At 55.7% G+C, this 15,391-nt stretch carries 15 protein-coding genes and 1 tRNA gene; 5 read left to right on the forward strand and 11 right to left on the reverse strand.

The window, feature by feature from the left end; translation table 11 throughout:
• Positions 1-7: 7 nt before the first annotated feature.
• Positions 8-2,032 (reverse strand): DNA helicase Rep, encoded by a 2,025-nt coding sequence (rep, locus tag AC3WOK_RS23090; protein ID WP_492355160.1) that lies wholly within the window; start codon positions 2,030-2,032, stop codon positions 8-10.
• Between the two features lie 112 nt (positions 2,033-2,144).
• On the opposite strand from rep, the gene ppiC (AC3WOK_RS23095) reads away from it, so the two are divergent.
• Positions 2,145-2,426, forward strand: a complete 282-nt coding sequence (gene ppiC / locus AC3WOK_RS23095) for a peptidylprolyl isomerase PpiC (protein WP_492355161.1) — start codon at positions 2,145-2,147, stop codon at positions 2,424-2,426.
• A 50-nt stretch (positions 2,427-2,476) separates the two neighbouring features.
• Positions 2,477-2,758, forward strand: a complete 282-nt coding sequence (gene ppiC / locus AC3WOK_RS23100) for a peptidylprolyl isomerase PpiC (protein ID WP_023309650.1) — start codon at positions 2,477-2,479, stop codon at positions 2,756-2,758.
• 86 nt (positions 2,759-2,844) lie between these two features.
• On the opposite strand, the gene ilvC is transcribed toward ppiC (AC3WOK_RS23100), so the two are convergent.
• A complete protein-coding gene (gene ilvC, locus AC3WOK_RS23105; RefSeq protein WP_047345481.1) occupies positions 2,845-4,320 on the reverse strand; it encodes a ketol-acid reductoisomerase in 1,476 nt (491 codons plus the stop codon).
• 152 nt (positions 4,321-4,472) lie between these two features.
• Between ilvC and ilvY the strand changes: the two genes are divergently transcribed.
• On the forward strand, positions 4,473-5,363 hold the full coding sequence (ilvY, locus tag AC3WOK_RS23110) for an HTH-type transcriptional activator IlvY (protein ID WP_492355162.1): 891 nt from the start codon (positions 4,473-4,475) through the stop codon (positions 5,361-5,363).
• A gap of 18 nt (positions 5,364-5,381) precedes the next feature.
• Here the strand turns inward: ilvY and ilvA are convergent, their stop codons facing one another.
• The 7 genes from ilvA to ilvL all read right to left on the reverse strand — a co-directional run bounded on the left by ilvA (position 5,382) and on the right by ilvL (position 11,932).
• Complete coding sequence (gene ilvA / locus AC3WOK_RS23115) at positions 5,382-6,926, reverse strand: threonine ammonia-lyase, biosynthetic (protein ID WP_123138600.1); 1,545 nt, start codon at positions 6,924-6,926, stop codon at positions 5,382-5,384.
• Positions 6,927-6,928: 2 nt separating this feature from the next.
• The gene (ilvD, locus tag AC3WOK_RS23120) at positions 6,929-8,779 is read right to left on the reverse strand and encodes a dihydroxy-acid dehydratase (RefSeq protein ID WP_047345484.1); all 1,851 of its coding nucleotides are present in this window, start codon (positions 8,777-8,779) and stop codon (positions 6,929-6,931) included.
• Between the two features lie 60 nt (positions 8,780-8,839).
• On the reverse strand, positions 8,840-9,769 hold the full coding sequence (ilvE, locus tag AC3WOK_RS23125) for a branched-chain-amino-acid transaminase (protein WP_059311512.1): 930 nt from the start codon (positions 9,767-9,769) through the stop codon (positions 8,840-8,842).
• An 18-nt stretch (positions 9,770-9,787) separates the two neighbouring features.
• The gene (gene ilvM, locus AC3WOK_RS23130) at positions 9,788-10,051 is read right to left on the reverse strand and encodes an acetolactate synthase 2 small subunit (protein WP_003860184.1); all 264 of its coding nucleotides are present in this window, start codon (positions 10,049-10,051) and stop codon (positions 9,788-9,790) included.
• On the reverse strand, positions 10,048-11,694 hold the full coding sequence (ilvG, locus tag AC3WOK_RS23135) for an acetolactate synthase 2 catalytic subunit (RefSeq protein ID WP_492355163.1): 1,647 nt from the start codon (positions 11,692-11,694) through the stop codon (positions 10,048-10,050). The genes ilvM and ilvG overlap by 4 nt, the downstream gene beginning before the upstream one ends.
• A gap of 2 nt (positions 11,695-11,696) precedes the next feature.
• On the reverse strand, positions 11,697-11,747 hold the full coding sequence (gene ilvX, locus AC3WOK_RS23140) for a peptide IlvX (protein WP_211356990.1): 51 nt from the start codon (positions 11,745-11,747) through the stop codon (positions 11,697-11,699).
• Between the two features lie 86 nt (positions 11,748-11,833).
• Positions 11,834-11,932 (reverse strand): ilv operon leader peptide, encoded by a 99-nt coding sequence (gene ilvL / locus AC3WOK_RS23145; RefSeq protein ID WP_001311244.1) that lies wholly within the window; start codon positions 11,930-11,932, stop codon positions 11,834-11,836.
• A 339-nt stretch (positions 11,933-12,271) separates the two neighbouring features.
• Between ilvL and AC3WOK_RS23150 the strand changes: the two genes are divergently transcribed.
• Positions 12,272-13,792, forward strand: coding sequence for a YifB family Mg chelatase-like AAA ATPase (locus AC3WOK_RS23150; protein ID WP_063431719.1), 1,521 nt, complete (start codon positions 12,272-12,274; stop codon positions 13,790-13,792).
• Between the two features lie 25 nt (positions 13,793-13,817).
• Here AC3WOK_RS23150 and AC3WOK_RS23155 read toward each other — a convergent pair whose 3' ends face one another.
• Positions 13,818-14,156 carry a MaoP family protein gene (locus AC3WOK_RS23155; protein WP_008501577.1) on the reverse strand — a complete coding sequence of 113 codons (339 nt, stop codon included), beginning with the start codon at positions 14,154-14,156 and terminating at the stop codon, positions 13,818-13,820.
• 118 nt (positions 14,157-14,274) lie between these two features.
• Between AC3WOK_RS23155 and hdfR the strand changes: the two genes are divergently transcribed.
• Positions 14,275-15,096, forward strand: coding sequence for an HTH-type transcriptional regulator HdfR (gene hdfR, locus AC3WOK_RS23160; protein ID WP_248230086.1), 822 nt, complete (start codon positions 14,275-14,277; stop codon positions 15,094-15,096).
• A 97-nt stretch (positions 15,097-15,193) separates the two neighbouring features.
• On the opposite strand, the gene AC3WOK_RS23165 is transcribed toward hdfR, so the two are convergent.
• Positions 15,194-15,269, reverse strand: a tRNA-Trp gene (locus AC3WOK_RS23165).
• Between the last annotated feature and the right edge of the window lie 122 nt (positions 15,270-15,391).

Raw genomic sequence — 15,391 nt, forward strand, 5'->3', positions numbered from 1 at the left:
TCCGGACTTATCCTTTCTCTTTGGCTTTTGCCAGCATGGCGCGAATATTCGCCACGTTAGCCTGCCCCTTGTGCATACGCTCTTCAGCGGTAATCACTTTGCGCTCCTGTTCCCAGATCAGGTCATCCTGCGGCAGTTCCAGCAGGAAACGGCTCGGCTCCGGGCGCACCAGTTCACCGTACTGACGGCGCTCTTTACACAGCGTGAACGTCAGCTCTTTCTGCGCCCGGGTGATCCCCACATAGGCCAGACGGCGCTCCTCGTCGACGTTGTCTTCATCAATGCTGCTCTGGTGCGGTAATAATCCCTCTTCCATGCCGACCAGATACACATACGGGAATTCCAGACCTTTGGACGCATGCAGCGTCATCAGCTGAACCTGATCGGCCTCTTCTTCGCTCTCGCCGCGCTCCATCATATCGCGCAGGGTAAAGCGGGTGACCACCTGCGTCAGGGTCATGGGCTCGTCGATTTCAGAACCTTCCAGCATTTCAGTCATCCAGCTAAAGAGCTGGTTAACGTTTTTCATGCGCATCTCAGCCGCTTTCGGGCTGGCCGAGGTTTCGTATAGCCACGACTCGTAGTCGATGCCGTGGATCAGATCCCGTACGGCGGCAATCGGTTCGCGCTCTGCCAGCCGCTGCACTTCGCCAAGCCAGTGGGTGAATCGCGTTAACGAATCATATCCGCGTCCACTTAAGGTCTGGCTCAGCCCCATGTCGAAGCTGGCGGTGAACAAGCTTTTGTTACGCGTCATTGCCCATTCCCCGAGCTTTTGCAGCGTCGCCGGGCCAATCTCACGTTTTGGCGTATTCACAATGCGCAGAAACGCGCTGTCGTCGTCCGGGTTAGTGAGTACGCGCAGATAGGCCAGCAGGTCTTTGATTTCAGGCCGCGAGAAGAACGAAGTGCCGCCGGAAATTTTGTACGGAATGCGGTTCTGCATCAGCATCTTTTCAAAGACGCGCGACTGGTGATTACCGCGATAGAGGATCGCGTAATCCTTATATTCGGTTTTATTGACGAAGTGGTGAGCAATAAGTTCGCCCGTGACGCGCTCCGCTTCATGCTCTTCATTGTTGGCGCTGAGGACTTTCAGCTCCGTCCCGTAACCCAGCTCGGAGAACAGGCGCTTCTCAAACACGTGCGGGTTGTTGGCGATCAGGATATTTGCCGCCTTAAGGATGCGCCCCGATGAGCGGTAGTTCTGCTCAAGCTTAATCACCTGCAGCGCCGGAAAATCCTTACTCAGCAGCACCAGGTTTTGCGGGCGCGCGCCGCGCCAGGAGTAAATTGACTGGTCGTCATCGCCAACCACGGTGAAACGCGCGCGCTGCCCCACCAGCAGCTTCACCAGCTCGTACTGGCTGGTGTTGGTATCCTGATATTCATCCACCAGCAGGTAGCAGATTTTATTCTGCCAGCGCTCGCGCACCTCTTCATTGCGCTGCAGCAGCAGCGTGGGCAGCAGGATCAGGTCGTCAAAGTCCAGCACGTTACACGCTTTCATATGCGCATCGTACAGACCATAGCAGTGGGCGAAGATCCGATCTCGTTCGCCTTTGGCGATCGCCGCGGCCTGGGCCGGGGTCATCAGATCGTTTTTCCAGTTGGAGATCGTCGAGATCAGCTGCTGCAGCAGCACCTTATCATCTTCGATCAGACCCTCGGTGAGCTCTTTGAGCAGCGCCACCTGGTCGGTGTCATCGAAGAGCGAGAAGTTGGACTTCATTCCCAGGGCCGCATATTCGCGCTTGATGATATCCAGTCCCAGCGTGTGGAACGTTGAGATCATCAGGCCGCGCGCCTCTTTACGTCCCAGCGTCTGGCCGACACGCTCTTTCATCTCACGCGCCGCTTTATTGGTAAAGGTCACTGCCGCAATGTGCCGGGCCTGATAGCCACAGCCGCGGATCAGGTGCGCAATTTTGTTGGTGATTACGCGGGTTTTACCCGAACCGGCCCCTGCCAGCACCAGGCATGGTCCAGTAACGAATTCGACCGCTTGTTGTTGTCCAGGGTTTAAACGCATGGGATGGTTGCTCAATCTTCGAACGGGGTGTGGATTGTAGCAGAAAGCCGGACGCAGATTTACCGGCTAATGATAAAGTGGAGAAATCGCGATTAACCCGTAGAGCAGAACCATGAAAAAGACCGCAGCAGCCCTGCATATTCTGGTAAAAGAAGAGAAACTGGCTCAGGAGATCCTGGCCAAGCTGGAACGCGGCATCAGCTTTGATCATCTGGCAAAACGCTACTCTAAATGCCCTTCCGGGCGCATTGGAGGAGATCTTGGGGAATTTCAGCAAGGTGCGATGGTCGGCCCGTTCGATCAGGCGGTCTTTAGCTGCCCGCTTCTGAAGCCCTACGGCCCGGTAAAAACCAAATTTGGCTACCATATCATTAAGGTGCTTTATCGCCGCTGACGCGTGGTATATTGCGCCCCGATTTATTTCAACCTATTCAAGGCTCGATCATGGCAAAAACAGCAGCAGCAGTGCATATCCTCGTTAAAGAAGAGAAACTGGCTTTAGATCTTCTGGAGCAGATTAAAAACGGTGCCGACTTCGGTAAGCTGGCGAAGAAGCACTCCATCTGCCCGTCAGGCAAACGCGGCGGTGACCTGGGTGAATTCCGCCAGGGCCAGATGGTTCCGGCGTTCGATAAAGTGGTGTTCTCCTGCCCGGTACTGGAGCCAACCGGCCCGCTGCATACCCAGTTCGGTTATCACATTATCAAGGTATTGTATCGCAAATAAAAAAGCCGGGTGGCGGCTGCGCCTTACCCGGCCTACATCTTACGGTTTTGTAGGTCGGGTAAGCGAAGCGCCACCCGACAAGGTTGTTAACCCGCTACTGCAATACGCTTCATATCGGTCATGTAACCGCGCAGTTTGTGACCCACTTTCTCGATCTGGTGGCCGCGAATTGCTTCGTTCACATCGCGCAGCTGCGCGTTATCCACGGCACCTTCCGCAATTGCCTTGCCCAGATCGCCGGTCTGCAGGGTGGTCATAAACTCTTTCAGCAGCGGTACGCAGGCGTAAGAGAACAGGTAGTTACCGTATTCTGCGGTATCAGAAATAACCACGTTCATTTCATACAGACGCTTACGGGCGATGGTGTTCGCGATCAGCGGCAGCTCGTGCAGCGATTCATAGTACGCAGACTCTTCGATGATGCCGGAATCCACCATGGTTTCGAACGCCAGTTCAACGCCTGCTTTCACCATCGCGATCATCAGTACGCCTTTATCGAAGTACTCCTGCTCGCCGATTTTACCTTCATACTGTGGCGCAGTTTCGAACGCGGTTTTACCGGTCTCTTCACGCCAGGTCAGCAGTTTCTTATCGTCGTTCGCCCAGTCCGCCATCATGCCGGAAGAGAACTCGCCGGAGATAATGTCGTCCATGTGTTTCTGGAACAGCGGCGCCATGATGGTTTTCAGCTGTTCAGACAGCGCGTAAGCACGCAGTTTCGCCGGGTTGGACAGACGGTCCATCATCAGGGTGATGCCGCCCTGCTTCAGCGCTTCGGTGATGGTTTCCCAGCCGAACTGAATCAGTTTTTCCGCGTAGGCCGGGTCGGTACCTTCTGCCACCAGCTTGTCGAAGCACAGTAGAGAGCCCGCCTGCAGCATGCCGCACAGAATGGTCTGTTCGCCCATCAGGTCAGATTTCACTTCTGCAACGAAGGAAGATTCCAGTACGCCCGCACGGTGGCCGCCGGTCGCCGCTGCCCATGCTTTGGCAATGGCCATACCTTCGCCTTTTGGATCGTTTTCCGGGTGAACGGCGATCAGGGTCGGCACGCCGAAGCCACGCTTGTACTCTTCACGCACTTCCGTACCCGGACATTTCGGTGCCACCATCACCACGGTGATGTCTTTACGGATCTGCTCGCCAACTTCAACGATGTTGAAGCCGTGGGAGTAACCCAGCGCCGCGCCGTCTTTCATCAGCGGCTGTACGGAACGTACAACGTCAGAGTGCTGTTTGTCTGGCGTCAGGTTAACCACCAGATCCGCCTGCGGGATCAGCTCTTCGTAGGTGCCCACTTTGAAGCCGTTTTCGGTCGCTTTACGCCAGGAGGCACGCTTCTCAGCAATCGCTTCTTTGCGCAGAGCGTAGGAGATATCCAGACCGGAGTCACGCATGTTCAGGCCCTGGTTCAGACCCTGTGCGCCACAGCCGACGATGACCACTTTTTTACCCTGAAGGTAGCTCGCGCCATCGGCAAATTCGTCGCGCGCCATGAAGCGGCATTTGCCCAGCTGCGCCAGCTGCTGGCGCAAGTTCAGTGTATTAAAGTAGTTAGCCATGGGTGATACCTCGTGATGTTGTGTGTCTTATTGTTCGGTTCGCGTTTCAGCGAGAATGTACCCACATTACAACAGGAAATTTATTGCGGAAATTGATATATTCACAACGTCATATTGCAATTTTTGCAATGTAAAAAGAGGGAGTGGAGTCGGTGGATTTACGCGATCTGAAAATGTTCCTGCACCTGGCGGAAAGCCGCCATTTTGGCCGCAGCGCCCGGGCGATGCACGTGAGTCCTTCCACGCTTTCACGCCAGATCCAGCGCCTTGAGGAAGACCTCGGCCAGCCGCTGTTCGTGCGTGATAACCGCACCGTTACGCTCACGGAAGCAGGTGAAGAACTGCGCATTTTTTCCCAGCAGACGTTGCTGCAGTATCAGCAGCTGCGGCACTCTATCGATCAGCAGGGGCCATCACTCTCCGGTGAACTGCATATTTTCTGCTCCGTGACCGCCGCCTATAGCCATCTGCCGCCCATTCTTGACCGCTTCCGCGCGGCACACCCGTCGGTTGAAATTAAACTCACCACCGGCGATGCCGCCGACGCGATGGAAAAAGTGGTCACGGGCGAGGCGGATCTCGCCATTGCCGGCAAACCTGAAACCCTGCCGGGCGCAGTGGCGTTCTCCATGCTGGAGAATCTGGCGGTGGTGCTGATCGCGCCGGCCCTGCCCTGCCCGGTGCGTAATCAGGTATCGGTGGAAAAGCCGGACTGGTCGGCGGTGCCGTTTATCATGGCCGATCAGGGACCGGTACGTCGACGCATCGAGCTGTGGTTCCGTCGGCAGAAAATCAGCAACCCGTCGATTTACGCCACGGTCAGCGGCCATGAGGCGATGGTGTCGATGGTGGCGCTCGGCTGCGGCGTGGCGCTGCTGCCGGAAGTGGTGCTGGAAAACAGCCCGGAGCCGGTGCGCAATCGCGTGATGATTCTCGATCGCAGCGACGAGAAGACGCCGTTCGAACTTGGCGTATGCGCACAAAAAAAGCGGCTACATGAGCCGCTTATTGATGCGTTCTGGAAGATATTGCCGAACCATTAAAGCCGAGTGGCGCTACGCTTAGCCTGCCAGGAAGAAACGGAACGCCGGGTTATGGGTTTCATCGTGGCACTCATAGCCCAGCTCGTTCAACCGCGTTTCGAAATCCGGCTCGTGCTCGCCCAGCTCGAACGCCGCCAGCACGCGGCCGTAATCGGTGCCGTGGCTGCGGTAGTGGAACAGGGAAATGTTCCAGTGGGTGCCCAGCGTATGCAGGAACTTGAGCAACGCACCCGGTGATTCCGGGAACTCAAAGCTGAACAGGCGTTCCTGGAGCGGCTTCGAGGGACGGCCGCCGACCATGTAGCGCACGTGCAGCTTCGCCATTTCATCGTCGGAAAGATCCACCACGCTATAGCCACCGTTGTGCAGCAGGCTGAGGATCTCTTTACGCTCCTCCAGGCCACGGCTTAAACGCACGCCGACAAAAATGCAGGCGTCTTTGGCATCGGCGAAACGGTAGTTAAATTCCGTGACAGAACGGCCGCCCAGCAACTGGCAGAACTTGAGGAAGCTGCCCTTCTCTTCCGGAATGGTCACTGCCAGCAGCGCTTCACGCTGTTCCCCCAGCTCGCACCGCTCGGAAACGTAGCGCAGGCCGTGGAAGTTGACGTTAGCCCCTGAAAGCACGTGCGCCAGACGCTCGCCGCGAATGTTGTGCTGGGCGATGTATTTTTTCATACCCGCCAGCGCCAGCGCGCCGGACGGTTCCGCCACCGCACGCACATCCTCGAACAGATCCTTCATCGCCGCGCAGATGGCATCGCTGTCGACGGTGACAATATCGTCAAGATACTCCTGGCAGAGGCGGAAGGTTTCATCGCCGATGCGCTTAACCGCCACGCCTTCAGCAAACAGCCCGACGCGCGGCAGGTCTACCGGATGACCCGCATCCAGCGCCGCCTTCAGGCAGGCAGAGTCTTCCGCTTCCACGGCAATGACTTTGATCTGCGGCATCAGCTGCTTGATCAGCACCGCGACACCTGCCGCAAGGCCGCCACCGCCAACCGGAACGAATACGCGGTCGAGATGAGCGTCCTGCTGCAGCAGCTCAAGCGCCAGCGTGCCCTGACCGGCAATCACCATCGGATGATCGAACGGCGGCACCCAGGTAAAACCCTGCTGCTGCGCCAGCTCGATCGCTTTGGCTTTCGCTTCGTCAAAATTGGCGCCGTGTAGCAGCACTTCACCGCCAAAACCGCGCACCGCATCGACCTTGATATCCGCCGTGGCGACCGGCATCACGATCAGTGCCTTTAGCCCCAGACGGGCAGACGAGAACGCAACGCCCTGGGCGTGGTTACCCGCCGAGGCGGTAATCACGCCGCGCGCTTTTTGCTCGTCGGTCAGCCCGGCCATCATCGCGTAGGCTCCGCGCAGCTTGAAGCTGTGCACCGGCTGGCGGTCTTCGCGCTTCACCAGAATCACGTTATCGAGGCGCGAAGAGAGTTTTTCCATTTTCTGCAGGGGCGTGACCTGCACGGCTTCATAGACCGGCGCGCGTAGCACCGCACGGAGATATTCCGCCCCCTCAGGGGCGGCGGATAAGGGTTGCGACTCGGCCATCATTAGCCCCCAAGTTTAGATTTATCGCGCACCGCGCCTTTATCTGCACTGGTGGCAAGGCTCGCGTAAGCACGCAGGGCGAAGGAGACTTCGCGCTGGCGATCTTTCGGCGTCCAGGCTTTGTCGCCGCGCGCTTCCTGCGCTTCACGACGGGCCGCAATTTCCTGGTCGCTCAGCTTCAGCTGAATACCCCGATTCGGAATGTCGATTTCGATCAGGTCGCCATCTTCGATGATGGCGATGTTGCCGCCGCTTGCCGCTTCTGGCGAGACGTGGCCGATGGAGAGACCGGAGGTCCCACCGGAGAAACGACCGTCGGTGATCAGCGCGCAGGCTTTACCGAGGCCCATCGATTTCAGGAAGGTGGTTGGGTAGAGCATCTCCTGCATGCCGGGGCCGCCCTTTGGCCCTTCGTAGCGGATGACAACCACGTCGCCTTCTACCACTTTGCCACCGAGGATAGCATCCACCGCGTCGTCCTGGCTTTCGTACACTTTTGCCGGGCCGGTGAATTTCAGGATGCTGTCATCCACGCCTGCGGTTTTCACGATACAGCCGTTTTCGGCAAAGTTACCGTACAGAACGGCCAGACCGCCGTCTTTGCTGTAGGCGTGTTCAAGAGAGCGGATGCAGCCTTCGGCGCGGTCGTCGTCCAGGGTGTCCCAGCGACAGTCCTGGGAGAACGCCTGAGTGGTGCGAATGCCCGCCGGGCCCGCACGGAACATCTTTTTCACCGCGTCGTCTTTGGTCAGCATCACGTCGTATTGGTCCAGCGACTCCGGCAGCGTCAGGCCGAGCACGTTTTTCACGTCACGGTTCAGCAGCCCGGCGCGATCCAGCTCGCCAAGAATACCCAGCACGCCGCCCGCGCGGTGCACGTCTTCCATATGATATTTCTGGGTACTCGGCGCGACTTTACACAGCTGCGGCACTTTACGGGACAGCTTGTCGATGTCGCTCATGGTGAAGTCGATTTCGGCTTCCTGCGCGGCGGCCAGCAGGTGCAGAACGGTGTTGGTGGAGCCGCCCATGGCGATATCCAGCGTCATCGCATTTTCAAACGCCGCTTTGCTGGCGATATTGCGCGGCAGCGCGCTGGCGTCGTCCTGCTCGTAGTAGCGTTTAGTCAGCTCAACGATGCGTTTACCGGCGTTGAGGAACAGCTGCTTACGGTCTGCGTGGGTCGCCAGCAGCGAGCCGTTGCCAGGCTGGGACAGGCCCAGCGCTTCAGTCAGGCAGTTCATGGAGTTGGCGGTGAACATCCCGGAACAGGAGCCGCAGGTCGGACACGCGGAGCGCTCAACCTGGTCGCTCTGCTCGTCAGAGACTTTCGGGTCCGCGCCCTGGATCATCGCATCGACCAGGTCGAGCTTGATGATTTTGTCGGAAAGCTTGGTTTTACCTGCTTCCATCGGACCACCGGAAACGAAGATCACCGGAATGTTCAGGCGCAGGGAGGCCATCAGCATCCCCGGGGTGATTTTATCGCAGTTGGAGATACAGACCATCGCATCAGCACAGTGGGCGTTAACCATATACTCCACCGAGTCGGCGATGAGCTCGCGCGACGGCAGTGAATAGAGCATGCCCCCGTGACCCATCGCGATACCGTCATCCACCGCAATGGTGTTGAACTCTTTCGCCACACCGCCGGACGCTTCGATTTGCTCGGCAACCAGCTTACCGAGGTCGCGCAGGTGCACATGGCCCGGCACAAACTGGGTGAAGGAGTTCACCACGGCGATAATTGGCTTGCCGAAATCGGCGTCGGTCATTCCGGTGGCGCGCCACAGCGCGCGGGCACCGGCCATGTTGCGGCCGTGGGTGGTGGTGGCGGAACGATACTTAGGCATGCTTTATTTACTCCCGTCTGACTGTTCAATGGGACGGTGCGTGCCGTCCCAAATTTATATTTAGTGATTAACCTGATCCAACCAGCCGTATTTGTCTTCTGTTTCGCCCGTAAAGAGGCCGAAGAAGGCTTGCTGAATGCGTTTGGTAACCGGGCCACAGCGGCCTTCGCCCACCTGAATGCCGTCTACGCTGCGCACCGGCGTGATTTCAGCCGCGGTACCGGACATAAAGACTTCATCTGCCAGGTAGAGGGATTCACGGGACAGAACCTGCTCGCGCACTTCGATACCCAGATCTTTCGCCAGCTTGATGATGGCGTCACGGGTGATGCCCGGCAGCGCGGACGAGGTGAATGGCGGCGTGAACAGAATGCCGTCTTTCACTTCAAACAGGTTTTCACCTGCACCTTCGGAGATGTAGCCATTCACATCGAGCGCGATACCTTCCTGGTAGCCGTGACGGCGCGCTTCGCTACCGACCAGCAGGGAAGAGAGGTAGTTACCGCCCGCTTTAGCGGCGGTTGGAATAGTATTTGGCGCAACGCGGTTCCAGGAAGAGACCATTGCGTCGATCCCCTGCTCCAGAGCTTCTGCACCCAGGTAGGCACCCCACGGGAACGCGGCAATGATCACATCGGTGTTGTAACCGGCTGGCGGGTTAACGCCCATACCGACGTCACCCACGAAGACCAGCGGACGAATATAGGCGCTGGTCAGGTTGTTCTTGCGAATCACCTCGCGGCAGGCTTCCATCAGCTCTTCAACGCTCTGAGAAACCGGGAAACGATAAATTTTGGCTGAGTCATGCAGACGCTGCATGTGTTCACGATGACGGAACACCACTGGCCCTTTGTGAGAATCGTAGCAACGGATCCCTTCAAAGACTGAAGTACCGTAGTGGAGCGCGTGGGACATCACGTGGACCTTCGCGTCCTCCCAGCGAACCATCTCACCGTTGAACCAAATGTAATCAGCTTTTTTTGTCGTCATTTTCTCTTCCTGTCACGCTTAAGCGCGGATTTGTTGTGATGTGGTTGTGCTCTGGCAGATGGCAACATGGGCAACGTCTACCAGCTTTGATAACTGACTAAACAGTAAGTCGACCGGGCGCGGGCTGGCAACGGTTAATTCGATACTGATGTTTTGCGCATCGGTGGCCGTCTCCATATTCATAGAGCAAATCTGAAAGCCACGATGACGGACCACGCGCAAAACGCGTTCTAATGTTTCCGGGTTGAAGCGAGCCTGCACGGCAACCTGATGTTGCATCATGATAATTTCTCCAGCATTTGTGAGTTACTGGCACCTGGCGGTACCAACGGCCAGACATTCTCAAGCTCGTCGATTGAGACATGAAGCAGGTAAGGCCCTTCGCTTGACAGCATGGTGTCGAGTGCCGCTTCAACCTGGTCTTTACGGGTGATGTGCTGGCCGGGGATACCAAACGCATTGGCCAACATGAGGAAATCGGGGTTATCGGTGAGGGTGGTTTCGCTGTAACGCTCCTGGAAAAACAGCTGCTGCCACTGGCGAACCATCCCTAAACGCTGGTTATCGAGCAACACGATTTTCAGCGGTAACTGCTTGCGCTTCACGGTGCCCAGCTCCTGCACGTTCATCATGAAGGAGCCGTCACCGGAGATACAGATAACCGTATCGTTCGGGCGGGCAACCTGCGCGCCAACGGCAGCAGGTAAGCCGAAGCCCATCGTGCCTAATCCGCTGGAGGTGATGAAATTTTCCGGGCGGGTGTAGGTCATGTGCTGCGCTGACCACATCTGGTGTTGCCCCACATCCGTCGTCACCACGCTGTCTGCCGGTTTACGGTCGGACAACTGCTTCAACAGCAGCGGCGCGTAGATGGCGTCGCCAGGATGGTCGTAACGCCATGCGTGTTCAGCGCGCATGTCTGCGGCGTGCTGACGCCACGCGTTGATATCCAGGGGCTGCAGCAATGCCGGTAACAGCGCATTCAGATCGCCCTGCAAGGCGACATGCACCTGACGCAATTTGTTCATTTCCGCCGGGTCGATATCCATATGGATCACTTTGGCATTCGGCGCGAAGGTATTCAGCTTGCCGGTAACGCGATCGTCAAAACGGGCGCCTACGGCGATGAGCAGATCGCACTCCTGCACCGCCAGGTTTGCCGCTTTAGTGCCGTGCATCCCCAGCATGCCCAGATAGTATGGGTAGTTCGCGTCTACGGCACCCAGACCTTTCAACGTGCAGGTGGCAGGCATTTGCGTCACCGCGATAAATTCACGCAGGGCGGGAACGGCCTGCGCCATGCCTACGCCACCGCCGACGTACAGCATTGGCTGTTTCGCCTGCGATATCATCTGACGCGCCTCTTCAACTTCCGCATGCGGAAACGCATCGTCGCTTTCAACAGTGGAGAAGTGCGGTTCCAGATCGCCGAGAGCTACCTGGATATCTTTCGGGATATCAACCAGAACCGGGCCGGGGCGGCCAGAGCTCGCAACCTCAAATGCTTCAGCCATTACGCGCGGCAATTCTTCCAGAGACTGGACGAGGAAGCTGTGTTTGGTGCAGGCCAGCGATAAGCCGAGTACGTCGACTTCCTGGAAAGCATCGGTACCGATGAACGAAGACGCAACCTGACCGGTGATGGCAACAACGGGAACGGAATCCAGCAACGCATCAGCCAGGCCGGTGATCAGGTTAGTTGCCCCGGGGCCGGAGGTGGCCATGCAAACACCGGTTTTACCGGTGGCGCGCGCATAACCGATCGCCGCCATCGCTGCGCCCTGCTCGTGTCGGCACAACAGGTGCTCCACGCCGCCGTCATACAGTGCATCGTAAATCGGCATAATTGCGCCACCTGGATAACCGAATACTGTTTCGACTCCCTGCGCGCGCAACGCATGTACTACCCACTGTGCCCCATTCATAGTTAGTTCCCCGTCATAAATCGGGAGAAACAGAATTTTGTGCTAGTCATCATTCTCTGCTCCTCATTTGCGTTTTTTAATCATAAAAAAACCCCCGGACCTTTCGGTGCGGGGGTCTTAGTTCGTTAAGGCTTGATTTCTAAGCCTTTCCTCGTCCAAGTGCAGCCCCGCACGGTGGGATAATAATCACCACCACGCTAATCACGACCAGGCTAATCACTCGTAGAAGGGCTGTCATTTTCAGTTCTTTTTGCATCTTGTTCGAAGGAATACCTAAAGAGTTATCACAGTTTTTAAATCAAACACAAGATTTATTTATGACCACTTTGGTTAGCTTGCGAAGCATATCTTTAAAAATCATTGTCTTATATGAAAAAAATAGATGGTGAATATTTTTCATTTTTTTTGGCGTACAGGAGGCATCAAAACGAGCAATTTTTTTCTGCGATGAGGCTTCCATTAAGATGAAATGATTACATATTGCCGCTAAAAGTCTGGAATAGCTGCAGTAAATCACAAAAATCGCACTAAATATGCGAAAACGACACTGGCATAGTCAAGCCCCGAGGAGGTGCTTATGTCACTGTCAGTTGTTTATACCCGCGCGGCTATTGGAGTAAAAGCACCGCTTATTTCCGTAGAGGTTCATCTGAGTAACGGACTCCCTGGATTGACGCTTGTCGGCTTGCCGGAGACAACGGTGAAAGAAGCCAGGGACCGGGTCCGCAGCGCTATTATCAATAGCGGTTATACCTTCCCGGCGAAGAAGATCACTATCAACCTCGCACCTGCGGATCTGCCCAAAGAGGGAGGGCGATATGATTTACCTATCGCTATTGCGCTTCTCGCGGCCTCTGACCAGCTTAATACATCCAGGCTAGGCTCGTATGAGTTCATCGGTGAACTGGCGCTTACAGGTGCATTGAGAGGCGTTCCTGGCGCCATCTCAGGTGCGCTGGAAGCCATTCATGCCGGTAGAGAAATCATTCTTGCCAATGAAAATGGTGCTGAAGTGAGCCTGATAGCCGAGAAAGGATGCCTTATAGCCGGGCATTTGCAGGAGGTTTGTGCGCACCTTGAAGGGCGACATGCGTTGTCAGAGCCCGAGGAAGCGGAAGATATCATTCCTGAAAGTCCCGACGATCTCAGCGATATCATCGGTCAGGAGCAGGGAAAGCGAGCGCTGGAGATCACCGCCGCCGGCGGGCATAACCTGTTGCTTATTGGTCCGCCGGGTACAGGAAAAACAATGCTGGCGAGCAGGCTGAATGGGTTACTCCCTCCACTCAACAACCATGAAGCACTGGAAAGCGCTGCGATATTGAGTCTGGTGAGTTCAGTGTCGTTGCAAAAGCAGTGGCGTCGTCGCCCTTTCCGCTCTCCGCATCACAGCGCTTCACTGACGGCCATGGTTGGGGGAGGCTCTATCCCGGGGCCGGGAGAGATCTCACTGGCACATAACGGTATTCTGTTTCTTGATGAGCTTCCTGAGTTTGAGCGGCGCGTGCTGGATGCCCTAAGGGAGCCCATCGAATCCGGTGAGATCCATATCTCACGTACCAGAGCCAAAATAAGCTATCCCGCGCGGTTTCAGCTGGTTGCGGCAATGAACCCCAGCCCATCGGGGCATTATCAGGGGAATCACAACCGCTGTACGCCAGAACAGACGCTGCGATATCTGGGGAAGTTATCGGGCCCTTTCCTGGATCGTTTCGATTTATCTCTGGAGATCCCTTTACCTCCTCCCGGCCTGCTCAGCCAGAGCAGTGTCAGAGGGGAGAGTACAGTAGAGGTTCGCGACAGGGTTATCGCTGCTCAGGCCCGGCAGTATATGCGGCAAAATAAACTGAATGCCCGCCTGGATAATGCTGAGATCCGGCAGTTTTGCCAGCTAAAGGGTGAGGACGCAAAGTGGCTGGAAGAAACGTTGACGCGTTTTGGGCTCTCTATTCGCGCGTGGCAGCGCCTCTTAAAAGTGGCCCGTACTATCGCCGATGTGCAAAAGTGCCATGAAATTGAGAGACAACATCTGCAGGAAGCGTTGAGCTATCGGGCTATCGACCGTTTGCTTGTGCACCTGCAAAAGTTACTGGCGTAAAAAAGGGGCCGTAGCCCCTTTTTTATTAGTCGTCAGACTCGGTGTAATCTTCTGCACCTTCCATCTGCGGCTTACCGCCAGACAGCGTATGGAAACGCTTTGGACGCTTAATGCGCGCCATGTACTTGATCCATACACGTTCTGCTTCAGATTGTGGCTCACGCTCACCACGGCACACGGAGACAAACTGCTTTTCATCTTCAGTTGCAGGCTCACGTTTACCCAGATCCAGCTCGTTAAAGGCATAACCATGACGCTCAAGCAGCTGCGCCTCTTTGATGGTGAAATCGCCGTGACGAGAGAACCCGCGCGGATAATGTTTATTGTCGAAAAAACGATTAGTCGTCGTAAAGCTTTCCGCCATCCTACACGCTCCTAATTCTTTGGCCGAGCTATTTATGGCGCGGAGTATTAGTTACGCTTGACAGAGTGTAAAACAAAACATTTAAATCATAACGACAAATAATTTTGCGGAGAAAGATGTGGATACGGAATTGCTAAAAACTTTCCTTGAAGTGAGCAGAACACGCCACTTTGGGCGAGCAGCTGAAGCCCTTTACCTGACGCAGTCAGCGGTCAGTTTTCGTATTCGACAGCTGGAAAATCAACTGGGTGTGAATCTTTTTACCCGCCATCGCAACAACATCCGCTTAACGCCTGCCGGTGAGAAACTGCTCCCGTACGCAGAAACGCTGATGAATACCTGGCAGGCAGCACGTAAAGAGGTTGCACATACGTCCAGGCACAATGAGTTTTCGATAGGGGCCAGCGCGTCCCTGTGGGAATGTATGCTAAGTCAGTGGCTTACCCGGCTGTATCATTCTCATGGTCATTTGCAATTTGAAGCCAGAATTGCGCAACGGCAGTCGCTGGTTAAGCAACTTCATGAGCGCCAGCTTGATCTTTTGATCACGACTGAAGCCCCAAAGATGGATGAATTCAGCAGCCAGATTGTTGGCCAGTTTGGCCTGGCTCTCTATGCCTCTGAACCTTCAATGATGAAGAGTGACCTGACCTATTTGCGCCTGGAATGGGGGCCAGATTTTCAGCAGCATGAGACGGGATTGATTGCCCCTGATGATGTCCCACAGTTAACGACCAGCTCTGCGGAGATCGCCTGTCAGCAGCTGTCCTTGTTGAAGGGTTGTACCTGGTTACCTGTTCGCTGGGCCGATACTAAAGCTGGGCTGCATACCGTGATGGATTCCACCACGCTTACCAGGCCGCTGTATGCGATTTGGCTGCAAAATAGTGATAAACAATCGCAGATAAAAGATCTACTAAAAATCAATGTTATGGATTGATATGTCAGCCAGCAGAGATGCTGGCTGAAAATTAAGAAGAGGGAGGTTACAGTATTTCAGGCAAAAAAAATCCTTTGCCGAAGCAAAGGATTATATATGGCAGGGGCGGAGAGACTCGAACTCGCGACACCCGGTTTTGGAGACCGGTGCTCTACCAACTGAGCTACGCCCCTAAAGTTTTTTGCCATTAAGCCTGCCAATTAGGCAGGCTTAATGTCTTAATAAGTGGCGGAACGGACGGGACTCGAACCCGCGACCCCCTGCGTGACAGGCAGGTATTCTAACCGACTGAACT

Source organism: Enterobacter sp. FW301-JW81, from assembly GCF_058788735.1.